Below are 20,756 nucleotides of genomic sequence, written 5' to 3' on the forward strand. Positions count from 1 at the left end.
CCTCCGGACCCCGCACCGCGACCCCTTGCACCGCGACCCCCGCACCCACCCACCAGAGAAGCACCTGACACGAAGGACCCCTTGATGGCCCGCACTTTCCGCGCCGACCGGCTCGCCGCCGCGTCCGCGTCCGCACTCCTGCTGTTCGCCGTCACCGCGTGCGGTTCCGGTCCGGACCCGGAGCCGGACCCGGCGGCCCCGGGGAAGGACTCGGCGGCAGCCGGTTCGTACCCCGTCACCATCGCCCACAAGTTCGGCAGTACGACGGTCGGATCGGAGCCCGAGCGGATCGTCACGGTCGGCCTCACCGACCAGGACGCCGTGCTCGCGCTGGGCAAGGTCCCGGTCGGGACGACCGAATGGCTGGGCGCGTACAAAGGCGCGCTGGGGCCGTGGGCCACGGCCGAGCTGGACGGCGGTGCGACCCCGACGCTCCTCAAGGACACCGGTACCGGGCCTCAGGCCGAGCGGATCGCCGCGCTCAAGCCGGATCTGATCATCGCTCTGTACTCGGGTCTCACCAAGGAGCAGTACACGACGCTCTCGAAGTTCGCCCCGGTGATCGCCCAGCCCAAGCAGTACAACGACTACGGCATCCCCTGGGAGCTCCAGACGGAGACGATAGGCAAGGCCCTCGGCAAGGAGGCCGAGGCGAAGAAACTGGTCGACGGGGTGGAGGCGAAGTTCGCCGCGGCGCGCGAGAAGCACCCGGACTTCGGCGGCGCCACGGGCGTGATGGCCACCCCGTACGAGGGGAAGTTCGTCTTCGGCAGCCAGGACCCGCGTTCACGGCTGCTGACGTCCTACGGCTTCAGCCTGCCGGCCGGACTCGACAAGGCGATCGGCGACAAGTTCGGCGCGAACATCAGCGAGGAGCGGACCGATCTGCTGAACCAGAAGGTGGCGGTGTGGTTCGTGGAGGACGTCGAGAAGAACGCGGAGAAGCTGCACAAGGACCCGACGTACGGGGATCTGGACGTGGTGAAGCAGGGGCGTGAGGTCTTCGTCCCCGAGACGAGCGACTTCGGGAACGCGCTGTCCATGGGAACGGTGCTGAGCCTGCCGTACGCGATGGAGCGGCTGGAGCCGATGCTCGCGGCGGCGGTGGACGGGGACCCCGCGACAAAGGTGGAACAGCCGCGGTCGTAGCCGCGAGCGCAGGACGGAGTGAAGGGCCCGGACCACTCGGTCCGGGCCCTTCGTCTCACCGCTGCTGAAAGTGCCTCACCGGCACTGAAGATGTCTCACCGGTGCTGAAGTTGCCTCACCGTGCTGAAGGTGCCTCACTGGTGGTGAAGGCTCCTGGGGCGCAGATCCGTCCAGTGGGACTCGACGTAGTCCAGGCACTCCTGACGTCCTCCGGGGCCGTGCACGCGGGTCCAGCCGGCCGGGATGTCCACGAAGTCCGGCCACAGGCTGTGCTGTCCCTCGTCGTTGACCAGCACCGAGTAGACCCCGTCGGGGTTCTCGAACGGGTTGCTGCTCATGATCGTCTCTCCTCGATAGTTGCCGTGGCGCGAGCCACCAGCGCTTCCAGCGCCCGGAACCAGGTCCGCGCGAGGTCCCTGACGTCCTGCTCCTCCAGTACGGCCGCCGGCCAGGACCAGTTGGCGGCCAGGACCGGACCGCCGGGACGGTCCTCCGTGACGACATTGATGCCCAGCGCGTGCCCCTCCCGCATCGCCGGCTCCGGGCCGATGTCCGCCGCGTCCTCCTCCGGGGCGTACGACCAGTCGGTCGCCTCCGGAACGTCGAAGCGGCCCAGATAGTTGAACTCGACCCGCGGTGCCTCCAGCGCCGCGAGTACCGGAGCCGTCCTCGGGTTGAGATGGCGCAGCATGCCGTAGCCCACGCCGTTGGCCGGCAGCGCGGCCAGATGCTCCCTCACGCGGCGCAGTGCCTCGTCGACGGCCGGGCCGCCCGCGAAGGCGTCGGCCAGGTCGACCGGGCCCGGGTCGAGCCGGACCGGGAAGACGCTGGTGAACCAGCCGACGGTACGGGACAGATCGGCGTCCTCGGCCAGTTCCTCCTCGCGGCCGTGGCCCTCCAGGTCGACCAGCACCCCGCCGCCCGTGCCCGCGCCGCGGCGCCGCAGCCAGTCCGCCAGCGCGAGGCCCAGCCCTGTCAGCAGGACGTCGTTGACGGTCGCGCCGAGAACGGCGGGGGCGGTGGACAGCAGGGGGCCCGTCCGCTCCGGGTCCAGCCGCAGCTCCAGTTCGTGTACGGTGCCGGCCGTGTCCCGCGCGGGGTCCAGCGGGCGGACCAGCGGGAGCGGCTCCGCGCCGTCGAGAAGACCGGTCCAGAAGGGCAGTTCGGCCTCGCGTTCCGGCTGCCGGGCGAGTTCCGTGAGGCGGTTGGCCCACTGCCTGAACGGCGTTCCGACCGGGGCGAGTCCGGCCGGGCGGCCCTCGGACACGTCCTGCCAGGCGACCGCCAGATCGGGCAGCAGCACCCGCCACGAGACACCGTCCACCAGCAGGTGATGTGCCATCAGCAGCAGTCGGCCGGGGCGGTCGCCCGCGTCGAACCACACCGCCCTGACCCCCTGGCCGGTCTCCGGATCGAGCGCCTCCCGGGCCGCATGGGCCCGCTCCGCGACGCACGCGCGCAGGGCGTCCCCGTCCAGACCGGTCGCGTCGACCCGTTCCACCCAGGTGCCCGGGTCGGCGGTGCCCGCGGGCGGGACCTCCAGGGACCAGTCGTCCCGGTCCGTCCGTACCAGCCGTGCCCGCAGCATGTCGTGCCGGTCCGCCAGTGCCCGCAGCACACTCACCAGCTTGGGGCGGTCCAGCGCCGCCGGGGTCTGTACGAGCGCCGCCTGGTGGTAGCCCTTGAAGGGGCCGCCCAGTTCACGCAGCCAGTGCATGACCGGGGTCGGCGGAACGCTGCCCGTACCGTCGTACGGTGAGCCCGCCGCGCCCGCCGTGACGGCGGTGTGTTCGACGGCGACTGCGGACAGGCCCGCCACGGTGCGGTGCTGGAAGACCAGCCGGGGCGTGATCCGCAGACCGGCCGCACGCGCCTGGCTGACGAGTCGCATCGCCATGATGCTGTCGCCCCCGAGCGCGAAGAAGTCGTCCTCGGCGCCCACCCGCTCCAGCCCCAGGACATCGGCGAAGACCGAGCAGAGGAGCTTCTCCCTGGGCGTCCGGGGCGCACGCCCCGACAGGACCGCGGTGAAATCGGGCGCGGGCAGCGCCTTGCGGTCGAGCTTGCCGTTGCTGAGCGTGGGCAGCCGGTCCAGCGGGACCACCGCCGCCGGAACCATGTAGTCGGGCAGGTGCCGGGCCACATGCGCGCGCAGTCCGGCCGGATCGGGCGACTGCCCGGCGGCCGCCACCACATACGCCACGAGCCGGGTGCGTGGACCGTCCTGACGGGCCGTCACCACCACTTCTCCGCACTCCGGGTGGGCGGCCAGTACGTCCTCGATCTCCGCGAGTTCGACACGGAAACCGCGGATCTTGACCTGGTCGTCCGCCCGGCCCAGATAGTCCAGTGCCCCGTCCGCCGTCCACCGGGCGAGGTCGCCCGTACGGTAGAGCCGGGAGCCGGGAGGACCGAACGGGTCGGCGACGAACCGCTCGGCGGTCAGAGCCGGCCGGTTCAGATAGCCACGGGCCAGACCGCCGCCCGCGAGATACAGCTCGCCGGGCACACCCGGCGGTACGGGCCGCAGGAACTCGTCGAGCACATGGGCCCGGGTGCCCGCCACCGGACGGCCGACCAGGGGCCGGTCGCTGTCGCGCACGCGCGCCACCAGGGCGTCCACGGTGGACTCGGTGGGCCCGTACAGATTGAACGCCTCCGTGCCGCGCAGTCCGCGCAGCTTCTCCCAGAGCGCCTGCGGCACGGCCTCACCGCCCACGCCGATCACCGCGAGGGGGCAGGCGCCGTCCGAGACGAGACCCGCGTCGGCCATCTGGGCGAAGAACGAGGGGGTCACTTCGAGGAAGTCGAAGCCGTGCTCGACGACGGCCGCCGCGAGGAGTTCGGGATCGCGCCGGGTCTCCTCCGACACCACATGGACACAGTGCCCGTCGAGCAGCCACAACTGCGGCTGCCAGGAGGCGTCGAACGAGAACGACCAGGCGTGTCCGGCCCGCAGATGCCGCCTGCCGGTGGCCGCGACGGCCGGTTCGTACAGGGTCTCCCGGTGGCTGTGGAACAGGTTGCCGACCGTCTCATGGGTGACGACGACGCCCTTCGGGCGGCCCGTCGATCCGGACGTGTAGATCACATAGGCGGGATGTCCGGGGGACAGCGGGCTCGTGCGGTCCTGGTCCGTCACGTCCCGGTGGTCATGAGCGGCGAGCGCGTCCTCGGTCTCCGGGTCGTCCAGCACCAACACCGGCACCGTGGAACCGGGCAGCAGCGGAGCGAGTGCGCGGGTGGTGAGGGTCAGTACGGGGAGGGCATCGGCCAGCATGCCGGCGGTGCGGGCCGCCGGAACGCCGGGGTCGAGCGGCAGGTACGCGGCTCCCGCCTTCTGTACGGCCAGGATCGCCAGCAGCGTACGGGCGGTACGGGGCAGCGCCAGCGCGACGATCCGCTCGGGCCCGGCTCCCCGCTCGATCAGCAGCCGGGCGAGCCGGTTCGCCTCGGCGTCCAGTTCGGCGTAGCTCAGTTCGACCCCGTCGGAGGCCACGGCCGGGGCGTCGGGGGTGCGCCGCGCCTGGCGCTCGAACAGCGCCGGCACGGTGGTCGGCGCGGCGGCGGACTCCCGGGCGTTCCACCCTTCCAGTATCAGGTCCCGCTCGTCGTCACCGAGGATGTCGATACGGCCGATGGACAGGTCCGGCTCGGCGGCGACCGCGCGCAGCACACGGCGCAGCCGCTCCGCGATCGCCTCCGCGGTGGCCCGGTCGTACAGATCGGCGCTGTATTCGAGCACTCCGTGGACGCCGCCGCCCTCCGGATGCTCGACGAAGTCGAAGGACAGGTCGAACTTCGCGGTGCCCTGGCCCACTTCCTCCTCGCGCGGGACGAGCCCCGGCAGGGCGGGACCGCCCGGCCCGGCGGCGAGGTACACGACCATCACCTGGAACAGCGGGTGACGGGCCAGTGAGCGGGGCGGGTTGAGCGCCTCCACCACGCGCTCGAAGGGGACGTCCTGGTGGTCGTAGGCGGCGAGGTCGGTGTCCCTGACCCGGGCCAGCAGTTCACGGAAGCCCGGATCGCCGGAGGTGTCCGTGCGCAGGACCAGGGTGTTGAGGAAGAACCCGACCAGGTCCTCCAGCGCCTCGTCCTGGCGTCCGGCGATCGGACTGCCGACGGGAATGGTCGTACCGGCACCGAGCCGGGTCAGCAGGGCCGCCACCGCGGCCTGCATCAGCATGAACATACTGACCCCGGCGCCGCGCGCCAGCTCACGCAGCGAGCCGGTCAGCTCCGGGCCGAGAGAGAGGTCGACGGCGCCGCCCCGGTAGCTGCTCTCCGCCGGACGCGGCCGGTCGGTGGGCAGCGCCAGTTCCTCGGGGAGACCGGCCAGGGCCTCCTTCCAGTACGCGAGCTGCCGGGACGCCAGGCTGTCCGGGTCCCTCTCGTCGCCGAGGACGGACCGCTGCCACAGGGTGTAGTCGGCGTACTGCACGGGCAGCGGCGCCCAGTCCGGCGCGCGGCCGGCCGCGCGTGCCGCGTAGGCGGTGGCCAGGTCCCGGGTCAGGGCCTGCTCGGACCATTCGTCGCCGGCGATGTGGTGCACCAGGAGCAGCAGGACGTGTTCGTCCTCGCCCAGCCTGAACACCGCCACCCGCAGCGGCGGTTCACGGTCGAGCGCGAAGCCGTACGCCGCCGCGTCGGCCAGCAGTCCGGCGAGGCTCCCCTCGTCGGCGGGGACGACCTCCACCGGGATCCGGTACTCGCCGTGGTCCAGGATCCGCTGGTACGCGGTGCCGGCCTCCTCGGGGAAGACCGTGCGCAGTGTCTCGTGGCGCTCGGCGAGATCCCCCACGGCGGCGCGCAGCGCGTCGGTGTCGAGCGCGCCGGACAGCCGCCAGGCGGACGGGATGTTGTACGTGGCACTCGGGCCTTCGACCTGGTACAGCACCCAGAGCCGCCGCTGTGCCGACGACAGGGGCAGCCGGTCGGGCCGCTCCCCCGCGATGAGCGCGGGCCGGTGCCCGGCGGTCCGCCCGGCCTGGGCCATGGCCAGTCGGGCCACGGTCGGGGCGTCGAAGACCGTGCGCAGGGAGATGTGCGCGCCGAGCGCCGCGCGGACCTTCACCACCAGACGCATCGCCAGCAGCGAGTGGCCGCCGAGTTCGAAGAAGTTGTCGTCGATGCCCACCCGTTCGACGCCGAGGACCTCCGCGAACTGCTCGCAGAGGATCTCCTCGGCCGGTGTGCGCGGCCGTCGGCCCGCCGGGGCCGCGGCAAGGTCCGGCGCGGGCAGGGCGGCCCGGTCGAGCTTGCCGCTGACGGTCCGCGGCAGGGCTTCCACGGTGACGAAGGCGGCGGGGACCATGTGCGCCGGCAGCGCGGCGGCGGTGTGGGCCCGCAGCCCGGCCGGGTCCAGGGTGTGGCCGGGCGCGGGCACGGCGTACCCGACCAGCCGGGGTACGCCGGGGGTGTCCTCCCGTACGATCACCGCCGTCGTGGCCACACCGGGGTGCGCGCCGAGGCGGGACTCGATCTCGCCCAGTTCGATACGGAGCCCGCGCAGCTTGATCTGGTCGTCCGCCCTGCCCAGGAACTCCAGGGTGCCGTCGGCGCGGCGCCTGACGAGGTCGCCGGTGCGGTACATCCGGCTGCCGGGCGGGCCGTAGGGGTCGGCGGTGAACCGTTCGGCGGTCAGCGCGGGCCGGTTCAGATAGCCACGGGCCAGCCCCTCCCCCGCGAGATACAGCTCACCGGCCACCGCGGCCGGGACCGGCCGGAGCGTCGCGTCCAGGACATGGGCGCGGATATTGGCGAGCGGCGCGGCCCAGGTACGGCCGTCGGCCTCCCCGTGCCAGCCGTAGGAGTCGACGGCGCACTCGGTGGGTCCGTACAGATCGTGGACCGCGGTGCCGGGCAGTGCGCGGAGCCGGTCCCAGACCGGCGGCGGGGTGGCTTCGCCGCCGACCGCGATCACCCCGGGCAGATACCCGCCGGGTTCGAGGAATCCGTGGTGGGTCAGTTCACGCAGATAGGTCGGGGTGAAGTCGACGAAGTCCATCCGGCCGTCCGTCAGACGCGCGAGCAGCGCGGCCGGATCCGTCATGGTCGCCTCGTCCACGACATGCAGTTCGTGGCCCGCGAGCAGCCACAGCATCGGCTCCCAGGAACCGTCGAAGCTGAACGAGGCGGCGTGCAGCGCGCGCAGGATCGGGCGGCCCGCGGCCCGCTCGGCGGGCAGGATCAGGTCCTCGTGGTGCGAGCCGAAGAGATTGCTGAGGCCGCGGTGGGTTCCGACCACACCCTTGGGGGTGCCTGTGGAGCCGGAGGTGAAGATGATGTACGCGGCCGACGCGGGGTGCGGTGAGACCTGGCCGGTTCCGTCGCGCTCCTCCCCGTCCGACTCGTCCGGCTCCTCCCCGGGGTCCCCGAGGGTCTCCAGCAGGACGAGTTCATGCCCGTCCGGCAGCTTCGGCGCGAGGGCGGCGGTCGTGAGCACGCAGCGCGGTGCAGCGTCGGAGAGCATGAACTCCAGCCGGTCCGCCGGGTATTCGGGGTCGAGCGGCAGATACGCTGCGCCCGAGGCGAGCACGCCGAGAATCGCGGGCACCATCTCGTCGCGCGGCAGCGCCAGGCCGACGACCGTCCCGGGGGCGGCTCCGTGGCGCTTCAGCGCACGGGTGATGCCGTCGGCCTTCGCGGCCAGGCGGGCGAAGGTCAGCCGGCCGCCGGAGGTGACCAGGGCGGTGGCGTCCGGCCTGGCGCGTACCGTCCCGGCGAAGATCTCCGGAACCGTACGGGACTCGACCGGGCGGCCGGTGTCGTTCCAGGTGGTCCGCGCGGCCAGGTCCTCCGCGTCGGTGAGGACCCGCAGCGCCCCCACGGGCTGTCCGGGAGCCCGCACGATCTGTTCCAGCAGGGACACCATCCGCGCCACGAGCAGATCGGCGGTCCCGGGATCGACCAGGTCGGCGGCGTACTCCAGGAGCAGGGTCAGCGGACGGTCGTCGCCATGATCGACAAAGGTGAAGTCCAGATCGAACTTGGCCATACCGGTGTCCATGTCGAACCACTCGGTGTCCAGGCCGAAGAGGTCCGGGTCGCCGTCGGGGCGGTAATGGTAGCCGATCATGACCTGGAACAGCGGGTTGCGGCCGGCCACCCGGGCCGGGTTGACCGCCTCGACGACCCGGTCGAACGGCAGGTCCTGGTGCTCGAAGGCCGCCAGCGCGGATTCCCGCACCCGGGCGAGCAGTTCGGTGAAGGCCGGATCGCCCGACAGATCCGTGCGCAGGACCAGTGTGTTGACGAAGAAGCCGACCAGATCGTTCAGAGCGGAATCCGTGCGGCCGGCTATGGGTGCCCCGAGCGGAATGTCGTCGCCCGCGCCGAGCCGGTGCAGCAGAGCCGCGGTGGCCGCCTGGAACAACATGAACATGCTGACGCCCTGGGTGGCGGACAGCTCGCGCAGGGCACCGGCGGTACCGGTGGGGAGTTCGACCCGTACCGTCCCGGCCCGGCCGGTGACCTGCTCCGGCTGCCCGCGGTCCAGCGGCAGTTCCACCCGCTCGGGCAGATCGCGCAGGGTCTCGGTCCAGTAGGCGAGCTGCCGCTCCCCCACCTCGTCCAGGAGGCGGTTCTGCCAGAGGGTGTAGTCGGCGTACTGCACGGGCAGGTCGCGCTCCCACAGCGGGGCCCGGCCCGCGGCCCGTGCCTCGTAGGCGAGCGACAGATCGGCGAGGAAGGGGCGGTCCGACCACTCGTCGGTGGTGATGTGGTGCAGCACCAGGGCCACCACCTGGTCGTCAGGACCGAGCCGCAGCACCTCGGCCCGCAGCGGCAGTTCGGCGCTCAGGTCGAACGGGCGGCGCTGGATCTCCTCGACGCGGGCGGCGAGGTCCTGTCCGGCGCAGTCGGTCACGGTGAACGCGGGCTCGGCCTCCCCGGCCGGGACGATCCGCTGGTACGGCTCGCCCTCGTACTCCTCGAACCGGGTACGGAGCGCTTCGTGGCGCCCCGCGACATCACGCAGCGCGGCCCGGAGAGCAGCCAGGTCGAGCGTGCCGCGCAGCCGGAACACCAGCGGGAAGTTGTACGCGACACCGCCGCCGTCCGTGAGGCGCCGCACCAGCCACAGCCGCCGCTGCGCGGCCGACAGGGGCAGCCGCTCGGGCCGCCGCGCCGCCGGTTCCAGGGCCGGCCGCGCGGGCCGTACCCCGTCCGTCCGGTCCGCGAGCAGCTCCGGGGTCGGGGCCTCGAAGAGATCACGGATGGCGAGTTCGGCGCCGAGTTCGGCGCGGGCTCGGCTGATGAGCCGGGTGGCGAGCAGGGAATGGCCGCCGAGATCGAAGAAGTTGTCCTCGGCGCCGGCCCCGGGCAGGCCGAGCACCTCGGCGAACAGCCGGCAGAGGATCTCCTCCCGCGGGGTACGCGGGCCGCGCCCCGAGCCCTGTGCGACGGCCGGCTCGGGTTCGGGCAGTGCCCGGACGTCGAGCTTTCCGTTGTCGTTCATCGGCAGCCGCGGCAGCACGGTGAAGGCGGCCGGCACCATGTAGTCGGGCAGCCGCCGCCTGAGGTCCTCCCGGAGCTGCCGTACGAGCGCGTTCGCACCGCGTGCGGCGGTGGGCGCGTTGGCGTACGGGGCGACGCCGCCCGCCGGCCGGTAGAGACCGGTGGTCACCCGGAACTCCGCGCCATCGCCCCGGACCAGCACGGCTTCGTATCTGCCGGGCCGGGCGGACCAGGTGGTGAGAACGCGGTAGCCGAGGCGGACGCCCAGCTCACGCAGCGAGTCGGGTTCGACGCCCACCTCCACGGGGCCGAGCGGGCGGCCCTCGTCCAGGGCACGCGCGGCGGCCAGTTCGCCGGCCGTACGGGCGTCGGGCACCCCGAGGACGCGCAGCCGCTCGGGCCGTCGCTCTTCGAGCAGCGCGGCCAGGGCGTCGTACCCCGTCCAGTCGGTCACCGGAGCGTCGCCGAGCGCCGGGGCGGCGCCGCGGTCCCGGTGGAGGACGACGTCGTAGCGGTGCCGTGTCAGTTCGTTCTGGTGGCGTCCCGCCTTGGTCCGCAGGTCGACGGCGAAGCCCAGGGTGGTGAAGTAGTCCGGGTCGACGAGGAGTTCCTTCTCCAGCGCCATGCCCCGGTCCACGGCCCGCCGTACGGTCGCCGGGTCGGTGCCCTCGCCGGCCCTGGCGAGCTGGACGGCGGACTGGAAGGCGCGGGCCAGCCGGAGGTTCCGCACATCGCCCACGAACAGTGCCCCGTCCGGGGTGAGCAGTTCCATCACACGGCTGATGACATCGGTGAGGTAGTCGATGCCCGGGAAGTACTGGATCACCGAGTTGATCACCACGGTGTCGAAGAATCCGGTGGGCAGTCCGTCGAGATCGTGGGCGGGCCGGGCACTCAGTTCGACCTTGGCCGCGAGCGCGGGGTCCCGGCGGAGGTCCTCGCGGATCTTGCGGATGACGGGTTCGGCGAAGTCGGTGGCCCAGTACGCCTCGGCCGCCGGGGCGAGCCGGGAGAGCAGCAGACCGGATCCGACGCCGATCTCCAGGATCCGGCGTGGCCGGAGTTCGGTTATGCGTTCCACCGTGGCGGCCCGCCACTCCCGCATGTGCTCCAGCGGAATGGGCGTGCCGTCGTACGAACTGTCCCAGCCCGCGAAGTCCTCGGTGAAAACAGCGGTGTTGATCTCGGTGTATTCGGCGGAGTAGATCTCATGCCACTCACCGATCTGCTCGCGCTCGGCCTCCTCGCGCTTCTCGTCGTCGAGTTCGGCGGGGACGACATGCGCGATGAGACGCTGGGTACCGGGCGCGGCGGGATCGTCCCGCGCGATGACGGCGGCCTGGGCGACCCGTGGGTGCTGGGTGAGCGCGGTCTCGATCTCACGGAGTTCGACCCGGTGTCCGCGCACCTTGACCTGGTCGTCGGTACGGCCGAGGAAGTCCAGATTGCCGTCGGCCCGCCGTCGTACGAGATCGCCCGTGCGGTACATGCGCTCGCCGGGTGTGCCGAAGGGGTCGGCCACGAAGCGCTCGGCGGTCAGCCCCGGCCTGCCGAGATAACCGCGGGCCAGACCGACGCCCGCGATGTACAGCTCGCCGGGTACGCCGTCCGGGACCGGCCGGAGCCAGGCGTCCAGGACATGTGCCCGGGTGGCACGGATCGGCCGGCCGACGGTCGGGGTGGGGCTGTCGTCCGTACCGCCGCCGAGGGTGTTGATGGTGTATTCGGTGGGCCCGTACAGGTTGTAGCCGTAGGTGCCTTCGGTGTCGCGCAGCCGGTTCCAGACGGTCTCGGTGACGGCCTCGCCGCCGAGCAGCACGAGCGGCGGCCGGTGCCCCTCCAGCAGCCCCTCCTCGATGAGGAGATGGGCATAGGTCGGGGTGACGTTGACGACGTCGATCCGGTGGGTCTCGCAGTACGCCACCAGTGCCTCGGCGTCACGGCGCAGCTCTTCGTCGCAGATGTGCACCTCGTGCCCCTCGACGAGCCAGAGCAGCTCCTCCCAGGACATGTCGAAGGCGAAGGAGACGGTGTGGGCGACCCGCAGGCGCCGGCCGCCCGCCGAGGCGATGGCCGGGCCGAAGATCTCCTTCTGGTGGTTGAGCTGCATGTTCGTCAGCCCGCGGTACGGCGTGACGACGCCCTTGGGCCGGCCGGTGGAGCCGGACGTGTAGATGACATAGGCGGGGTGCTCGAGGCTGAAGACGGCACGCACCGGTCCCGCGGGCAGTGCGGCGAGTTCCGCCTCGACGGCCGGGTCGTCCAGCAGGACGCGCGGGACGTCTCCTTCGATGGTGTCCGAGACCTGGGCGGTGGAGAGCAGCAGGAGCGGCTTCGCGTCGTCGAGCATCAGGGCGAGGCGGTCGACGGGATGGTCGAGTTCCAGCGGCAGATAGGCGGCGCCGGTGCGCAGGACGGCGAAGAGCGCGACGACCATGTCGATCGAGCGCGGCAGTCCGAGCGCCACCACGCGCTCGGGCTCGGCGCCGCGTGAGATCAGCAGCCGGGCCAGTCGGTCGCAGCGCGCGTCGAGTTCGGCGTAGGTGAGCGTGCGCGTGCCGAAGACGAGTGCGGTCGCGTCGGGGGTACGGGCCGCCTGGGCGGCGAGCAGATCGGCGACGGTCTCGTCCGGGACGGGCTCCCTGGTGGCGGTGTTCTCCCGGTCCAGGGCCCGTCGTTCGGCCGGCAGCAGCGGGTCGAGTGCGCCGACGGGAGCCCCGGGGTCGGCCGTGAGCCGGTCCAGCAGGAGTGTGAACCGGGCCAGCAGGTCGTGCGCGTAGCCGCTCTCGATCACATCGGGACGGTAGGAGAGGGTGACACGGATCCGCCGGCCAGGGGTGACGACCAGGTTCACGGGGTAGTGGGTGGCGTCCACATTGGCGACGGCGGTGGCGCCGTGCCGGTCGCGCAGTACGGCCAGCCGGTCCTCGGTGTCGGCGTTGCGCAGGACGAACAGTGTGTCGAAGAGACGGCGGTGGCCGGTCTCCGCCTGGAGGACCCCCAGGCCCAGATACTCGTACGGGAGCAGATCCAGCCGCTCGGCCTGCACCCGTCGCAGCAGAGCGACGACCGGCTCCGCCGGGTCGAACGCGATGCGCGCGGGCACGGTGTTCAGGAACATCCCGATGGCGTTCGCGACCTCGGGCACTTCGCTCGGCCGGCCCGCGACGGTCGTGCCGAAGACGACATCGGTACGGCCGGTGGCACTCGCGAGGGTCAGTCCCCAGGCCGCGTTGAGAACGGTGTTGAGGGTCAGACCGTGGTGGCGTGCGGTGTCGCGCAGCCGCTCGCTCGCCCCGGTGGTCAGTACGGTGTCGAGGCTCTCCGGGACCACGGGTTCGAGCCCGCGGTCGGCCACGGCCGGAGCAAGCAGGGTGGGCTCCTCCAGCCCGTCGAGAGCGGAGTGCCAGGCGCGGGTGGCCTCGTCGGTGTCCTGCCGCTCCAGCCAGTCCAGATAGTCGCGGTACGAACCAGGCCCCGGCAGTCCCGCCGGCTCCCTGCCGCTCTCGTACAGGGCGAACAGTTCGTCCAGGAAGAGCCAGGCCGACCAGCCGTCCCAGAGGATGAGATGGCGGCCGATGACCAGCCGGTCGCCGCGCTCCTCGCCGAGCCGGATCAGCAGGATCCGGAAGAGCAACGGCGTGGTGAGGTCGAAGCGGCGCAGCCGCTCCTCGTCCATCAACGCGCCCAGCCGCTCGTCCTGTTCGGCGGCCGAGAGACCGGTGAGGTCGATCTCTTCGAGCGGGATCGCGGGATCGCGGACGATGAACTGCACCGGCCGGCGCAGTCCTTCGCTGGTGAAGCCGGCGCGCAGCGCGGGGTTGCGGGCGAGCAGCGTCCGTACGGCGGCGCGCAGCCGGCCGGTGTCGATCCGGCCCGCGAAGTCGAAGGACTCGTGGACGGTGTACACGTCCAGGGCGTTCTCGTCGTAGGTGGAGTGGAAGAACAGCCCTTCCTGGAGGGGCGCGAGGGGCCAGATGTCCTCGATCTCGCCGGGCGCGAGCCGCTCCACCCGGGCGGTCTCCTCGGCGGTGAGGACGAAGGAGGAGGTGGCCGTCGGGTCGGGCCCGGGTGTGGCGGCGAGGGTCGCGGTGGCGGCGAGGGCGGCCGGAGTGCGGTGCTCGAAGATGTCGCGCGGCCCGATGTCCAGGCCCGCGCGGCGGGCCCGTCCCGAGACCCCGATGGAGCTGATGCTGTCGCCGCCGAGCAGGAAGAAGTCGTCGTCGACGGAGACGTCCGTCAGCTTCAGCACATCCGCGAAGATCTCGGTGAGGACGCGCTCCCGTGCGTCGCGGGGCGCGCGGGCACCGGCCCGTACGGCCGACGGGGCGGGCAGGGCGGCCCGGTCCAGCTTGCCGCTGGGGCTGAGGGGCAGGGCGCCGAGGACGGTGCAGGCGGTGGGCACGGCGGGGGCGGGCAGGAGGTCCGCGAGCGCGGCCCGGAGCGCGGCGCCGTCCGGCGTGTGGCCGGCCGTACCGACGACATACGCCACGAGGGCGTTCTCGCGGACGGTGACGGCAGCCTGGGCGACGGACGGCAGGCCGACGAGAGCGGCCTCGATCTCGCCCGGTTCGATCCTGTTGCCGCGGAGTTTGATCTGCCGGTCGGTGCGGCCGAGATACTCGACCGTGCCGTCGGCCCGGCGCCGCACCAGGTCGCCGGTGCGGTACATCCGGCTGCCGGGCGGGCCGTACGGGTCCGCCGTGAAGCGTTCGGCGGTCTGCGAGGGCCGGCCGTGGTAGCCCCGGGCGAGCTGGACACCGGTGAGGTACAGCTCGCCGGGGACATCGGCCGGGACCGGCCGCAGACAGGTGTCGAGCACCCGCAGACCGGTGTTCCAGACCGGCCGCCCGATGGGGACGGCGGTGCCGTACGGGGTTCCGTCGGGGCGGTACGTGTGATGGGTGACGTCGACGGCCGCCTCGGTCGGGCCGTACAGGTTGTGCAGCGGCACCCCCGTCAGCGTGTGCCAGCGGCTCGCGGCGGAGGCGGTCAGCGCCTCACCGCTGCTGAAGACGCGGCGCAGGCTCGTGGCCCAGCCGGGGTCGCCGGTGACGTCCTCCGAGGCGAGGAACGCTTCGAGCATCGACGGCACGAAGTGGAGGGTGGTGACGCCCTGTTCGCGGACGAGCGCGGTGAGATAGGACGGGTCGCGGTGTCCGTCGGGCCTGGCGAGGACGACCGCCGCGCCCTCGGTCAGCGGCCAGAAGAACTCCCACACGGACACGTCGAAGCTGGACGGGGTCTTCTGGAGGACCCGGTCGTCGGCCCGGAGGCCGTACTCCCCCTGCATCCAGGCCAGTCGGTTGCGGATCGCGCGGTGGGTGACGACGACGCCCTTGGGGCGGCCCGTGGAACCGGAGGTGTAGATGAGATAGGCGGGGTCGTCGGGACCGGCGCCGGGGGCCGCCCCGGGGGAATCGTCGTACGGCGCGTCCAGGACCAGCACCGTGACGCCGTCGGCCTGCGGCAGCCGGGCGGCCGAGTCCGCGACGGTAACGACCGTACGGGCACCGGAGTCGGCCAGCATGTGGGCCACCCGGTCGGCGGGGTAGTCCAGGTCGACCGGGAGATACGCGGCGCCGGACTTGAGAACACCGAGGAGCGCGACCATCAGTTCGGCGGAGCGCGGGACGGCGACGCCGACGATCCGGTCCGGCGCGGCGCCCCGGGCGCGCAGCCGCCGCGCCAGGGACTCGGCGCGGGCATCCAGTTCGGCGTAGGTCAGGCGCTCCTCGCCGTAGATCACGGCCGTCGCGTCGGGGGTGCGCGCGGCCTGCTCCTCGAAGGCGGCGGACAGGGTGACGGGCCGGACACCGGCCGTGGCCCCGGTGAGCAGGCTCTCCGCCTCGGCCAGTTCCCGCGGGGAGAGCAGACCGATCCGCGCGACCGGCCGCGCGGGATCGTCGGCGAGTGACTCCAGGATCAGGGCGAGCCGGTCGGCGACGGCGCGTACGGCCTCGGCGTCCAGCCGCTCGGCGTGGTGCTTGAGGCGCAGGTCGAGCCGCCGGCCCGGCTTGACGACCAGGGCCAGGGGGTAGTGGACGGCGTCGTGGAACTCGTGCCCGGTGATACGGATCGTGCCCGACGGGTCGCGCTGACCGGTGCCGGCCGGATAGTTCTCGAACACGAGCAGGGTGTCGAAGAGTTCGCCGCTGCCCGCGAGGCCCGCGGTCCGCTGGATCTCCGCCAGACCGAGGTGCTGGTGGTCCAGGAGCCGTGCCTGCTCGTCCTGGAGGCGGCGGAGCAGCGCCGAGAGCGTGTCGGCCGGCTGCCAGACGAACCGGGTCGGCAGGGTGTTGATGAACAGGCCCACCATGGACTCGATGCCGTCGACCTCGCCGTCCCGTCCGGAGACGGTCGTGCCGAACACGACGTCGTGCCGGCCGGTGAGCCGGCCGAGCAGCAGGCCCCAGGCGCCCTGGACGACGGTACCGAGGGTGACACCGAGTTCACGGGCCCGCGCCGCCAGCCGCCCGGTCGTCCGCTCGGAGAGTTCGAGACGGATCTGCCCGGGACGGACAGGACCGGTGCCGGCCGGGGCCGGGACCAGCCGGGTCGGCTCGTCGAGACCGCTCAGAGCGGCGCGCCAGGCCGCACGGGCGGCCTCGCGGTCGAGCGTGGCGAGATGGCGGAGATGGGAGCGGTACGGAGCCACCGCGGGCAGCGCCGACGCACCGCGGCCGTACGAGGCCATCAGCTCACGGTGCAGCACGGGCAACGACCAGCCGTCCGCGACGATGTGATGGAACGTCAGGACAAGTGCGGCGTCCTCGGGCCCGTACCGTACGAGAGCGCACCGCAGCAACGGTGGCCGCGCCAGGTCGAAGCGGTGGGCACGTTCGTCGGCGGCGACGGCCTCGGCGAGCGGCTCCCTGACGGACGGGTCCTGGGCGGACAGGTCGACCTCGCGCCACGGCAGCGTGACCCCGCCCGCGATGATCTGCACGGCGCGGCCGTCGGTGCCGTGCTGCCGGAAGGCGGCGCGCAGCGGGGCATGCCGGTCGAGCAGCCCCTGTGCCGCGGTGCGCAGGGCTTCGCCGTCCACCGGTCCGGCCAGCTCGATGATCTGCTGGACGGTGTACGCGTCGGCGTCGGAGCCCCCGGCGAACGAGTGGTAGAAGAAGCCCTCCTGGAGCGGAGCCAGGGGCAGCAGGTCCTCGATGGGAAGCGGGTCGGTGCCCTGGAGCCCTGCGATGTCGTCCGGGGTGAGGGCGAGGAGCGGACCGTCGGCGGTGGCGGGGCCCGGCCCCGCGCGGTCGGCGGTGACGGCCGCGAGGGCGGCGACCGTACGGTGCCGGAAGACGTCCTGGGTGGTGAGCCGGACACCCGCCGCGCGCGCCCGGATCAGCAGTTGGATGGCGTTGATGCTGTCCCCGCCGACCGCGAGGAAGTCGTCGTCGACGGTGACCGACCGCAGGCCGAGCACCTCCGCGTACAGCCGGCAGAGCAGTTCCTCACGGGCGTCGCGCGGAGCCCGGCCCGAGCTGAGAGCCCCGTGGTCCGGCGCGGGCAGGGCCCTCTCGTCGAGCTTTCCGCTGGGTGTGACGGGCAGCCGGTCGAGCGGTACGAAAGCCGACGGCACCATGTACTCGGGGAGCCGGTCCGCGGTGTGGGCGCGCAGGGTCCGCATCAGTGCGGTGATGTCGCGGAAGGGCGCGGGCCGGTTGGCGTACGGGAAGGTGCCGCCAGGCCGGTACACCGGGCCGACGAGTGAGCCGCCCGTGGCGAGAACGACATCGAGACGCCCGTCGTCGGCGTGCCCGTTCCAGGTCACCGCGCAACGGTAGCCGTGGCGGCCCGCGAGCCGGTGGAAGTCCTCGGGGTCGATCCCGTCCGGGGCGGGGGTACTGCTGTCCTCCAGCAGCCGCAGCGCCGAAAGGTCCTCCCCGAGACGCCCGTTGGGCACACCGGTGACGCGGAGCCGGGCGGGCCGGGTGCGGAGCAGTTCGTCCAGCCCGGCGAGGCCGTCGAGCGCGGACCAGCGCACATCGGGCGCGTCGGGAACGTCTCGCGCATCGGGCGCGTCTCGCACGTCGGTGGCCGGTGCCGTCCCCCTTACGCGCAGCACCACGTCGTAGCGGTAGCGGCTCAGTTCGTTGTGGTGCGTGCCGCGCTTGACGAGCACGTCCGCCTCGAATTCCGGCAGTTCCGGCAGACCGGTGAACAGGCCGGTGAAGTAGTCCGGGTCCAGGAGCAGTTCGCCCTCCCAGCTCACCGAGCGCTCCACCGCCGTCCGCAGTGCCGTCTTGTCCGGGTCGTCGGACACGGCCGGCCGCCGGCTCTCCACGGCGGCGCGCAGGGTGCGCAGCAGCCGCAGGTTGCGGATGTCGCCCAGGAAGATCCTGCCGCCGGGGGCCAGCAGCGTCGCGCACTCGCGCAGTACGCGGGACAGATAGCCCTCGCTCGGAAAGTACTGGACCACCGAGTTGATGACGATCGTGTCGAAGAAGCCCTTGGGCAGTCCGTCGGTCTCATGGGCCGGCCGGGCGCTCAGTTCCACCCGGGAGGCCAGGCCGGGCACCGCGTCCACCTGGGCACGCAGCGCCCGCAGCGCCTCGTGCGAGACGTCCGTACCCCAGTACGCCTCGCTGTCCGGGGCGAGCCGGGACAGGATCAGTCCGCTGCCGACGCCGATCTCCAGCACCCTGCCGGGGGAGCCCGGTTCGCGGATGCGGTCGACGGTCGCGTCGCGCCACTCCCGCATCTCCTCTACGGGGATGGGAGTGCCGTCGTACATGCTGTTCCAGCCCGCGAAGTTCTCCCGGACAGCCCCGTCCTCGCCCCGGCCCTCGGATCCGGCGGCGCTGTAGAACAGTTCGTGGAGGTCCTTCCACTCCTCGACCCGGCCGGTCTCGTCGCCGGGCCCGGCGTCCAGCGAGGGGACGATGTACGCGGCGAGCCTGCGCTCCCCGGGCGGTCCTCGCGGGCGACGACCGTGACCTGTTCGACGGCGGGGTGGCCGCGCAGCACTGATTCGATCTCGCCCGGTTCGACACGGAAGCCGCGGATCTTGATCTGTGTGTCGGTCCGGCCGAGGAACTCCAGCCGCCCGTCGGCCCTCCAGCGCACCAGGTCGCCCGTACGGTAGAGCCGCTCGCCCGGCGCGCCGAAGGGATCGGCGACGAACCGCTCGGCGGTGAGGCCGGGTCTGCCGAGGTAGCCGCGGGCGAGTCCCGCGCCGCCGAGGTACAGCTCGCCGGGCACACCGTCCGGTACGGGCCGCAGCCGCGCGTCCAGGACATAGGCGCGGGTGCCGGGGTCGGGGACACCGATGGGGACGACCGCGCCGGCCGGGGTGGCGGGGTCGCACAGGCCGAGGGTGGAGTTGGTGGTGGCCTCGGTCGGACCGTAGGCGTTGAACATCATCCGTGTTCGCGCGTACCGGCCCACCAGTTCGGGCGAGACGCGTTCCGTCCCGGCCAGCAGGGTCGCGGTGGCCGGCAGCGCGGCCTCCTCGGGCATCGCGGCCAGCAGGGCGGGGGGCAGGATCATGAAGGTGATCCCGTGCGCGTGGGCGTAGTCCGCGAGGGGCACACCGGGCACCCGCAGCTCGCTCGGTACGACGACGAGACGGCCGCCGGAGAGCAGCCCCAGGCACAGGTCCCAGAAGGCCACGTCGAAGCTGGGCGAGGCGAATTGCAGTACGCGGCTGTGCGGTCCGATGCCGAAACGTTCACTCTGTGTGGCGACGAGCTTGGCGACGCCGCTGTGGGAGAGAACGACGCCCTTGGGCCGGCCGGTGGATCCGGAGGTGTAGATGACGTACGCCGTGTTCAGGACGGAGAGCGCGCCGCCGCGGTCCACGTCGGTGGGATCGTGCGCGGGACGCTCCGCCAGCTCGGCGGCGGTCTCCGGCAGGTCCAGCACGAACCGCGGCACCGCGTCCCGCGCCGGGAGGCCGTCGGCGGAGCCGGCCGTGGTCACCAGGCAGACCGGTCCGGCGTCGGCGAGCATGTACGCGATCCGGTCGGCCGGGTAGTCCAGGTCGACGGGCAGATACGCGGCGCCGGACTTCAGTACGGCGACCTGCGCGACGATCATCTCGGCCGAGCGGGGCAGGGCGAGGGCCACGACGCGCTCGGGGCCCGCGCCCCGGGCGATCAGCGCGTGGGCGAGCCGGTTGGCCCGCTCGTCCAGTTCCGCGTAGGTGTACCGCGTGTCCTCGAAGACCAGCGCGATCGCGTCGGGCTGCCGCTCGGCCTGCTCGGCGAACATGGCGGGCCAGGTAGCGGCGGGTACGGAGTGCTCGGTGGCGTTCCGCTCCACGAGCAGCCGGTGCCGTTCGGGCGCGGTGGTCAGTTCCAGATCGGCGACCGCGGTGCCGGGGCGGGCGAGCCCGTCCGTCAGCAGGGTCTCGTAGTGGCCGAGCAGCCGGTCCATGGTCGCTTCGTCGAAGAGATCCTGACGGTAGGTCGCCCAGACCGCCCCGGGCGCGACAGTCAGCGCCAGATCCAGCGGGCCTGTCGGCTCCTCGGGCCGGCCGGCGCCGCCGGGGGTTCCGAGGCCGGTGCCGGCGAACGGAGCAGGCTCCGCGTCCGGTGCGACGGCGGCAGCGGTGTCGAAGGCGACATTGAAGAAGTGTCCGCCCGCGCGGGTGGGTTCGGGCCGCAGCTCGTCGACGAGCACGGACAGCGGGAGCCGGTGCGCCTGCGCCGCCCGCCGCGCCTCGGCCACCCGTTCCACCAGTTCCCGGAACGACGGCGTGCCGTCGAGGCGGACATGGACCGGCAGTGCCTCGTGTCCGACGGTGATGCCGGCCGCGCCGCTGTAGCGGTGCAGCAGCGCGAAGAACGCGGCGAGCGAGGTCTCGTCCGTCGCCCGCACCGCCAGGCTCCGGGTCCGTACGCCCCACTCCCCGGACGGCACGGGGGGACAGGGACGATCGGCAGGCAGAGCCGTTTCGGCTGAGGACACCGCCGGCAAGTCGCGCCAGTAGCCGATGACTTCTTCGATACCCGACACGTCGGCCGCGCCTCCCCAAACAGTTCGGTCCCCCGGGTCGAGCCCGAGTCGCCGCCATACTAAGGTAAGGGTTACCTAATCAGATAGGGGCACTCGTTCTCGGGTCACCGAGTCGCTGGTTGCGGTGAGTGCCCGGCCACAGTGAGGACATTTACGTGGAGAGAGCTCGGTGACCGGGGCGA

At 72.6% G+C, this 20,756-nt stretch carries 2 protein-coding genes and 1 pseudogene; 1 reads left to right on the forward strand and 2 read right to left on the reverse strand.

Features of this window, described 5'->3' with window-relative positions; genetic code table 11:
- The first annotated feature begins 84 nt into the window (after positions 1-84).
- Complete coding sequence (locus KQY30_RS03375) at positions 85-1,149, forward strand: iron-siderophore ABC transporter substrate-binding protein (protein WP_217305484.1); 1,065 nt, start codon at positions 85-87, stop codon at positions 1,147-1,149.
- 134 nt (positions 1,150-1,283) lie between these two features.
- On the opposite strand, the gene KQY30_RS03380 is transcribed toward KQY30_RS03375, so the two are convergent.
- Together KQY30_RS03380 and KQY30_RS03385 are read right to left on the reverse strand one after the other, a co-directional pair.
- A complete protein-coding gene (locus KQY30_RS03380) occupies positions 1,284-1,487 on the reverse strand; it encodes an MbtH family protein (RefSeq protein WP_217305485.1) in 204 nt (67 codons plus the stop codon).
- Positions 1,484-20,574 (reverse strand): annotated as a pseudogene (locus tag KQY30_RS03385) (amino acid adenylation domain-containing protein). The gene KQY30_RS03380 and the pseudogene KQY30_RS03385 overlap by 4 nt, the downstream one beginning before the upstream one ends.
- Between the last annotated feature and the right edge of the window lie 182 nt (positions 20,575-20,756).

The organism is Streptomyces sp. GMY02, assembly GCF_019056675.1.
Lineage (GTDB): Bacteria > Actinomycetota > Actinomycetes > Streptomycetales > Streptomycetaceae > Streptomyces > Streptomyces odonnellii.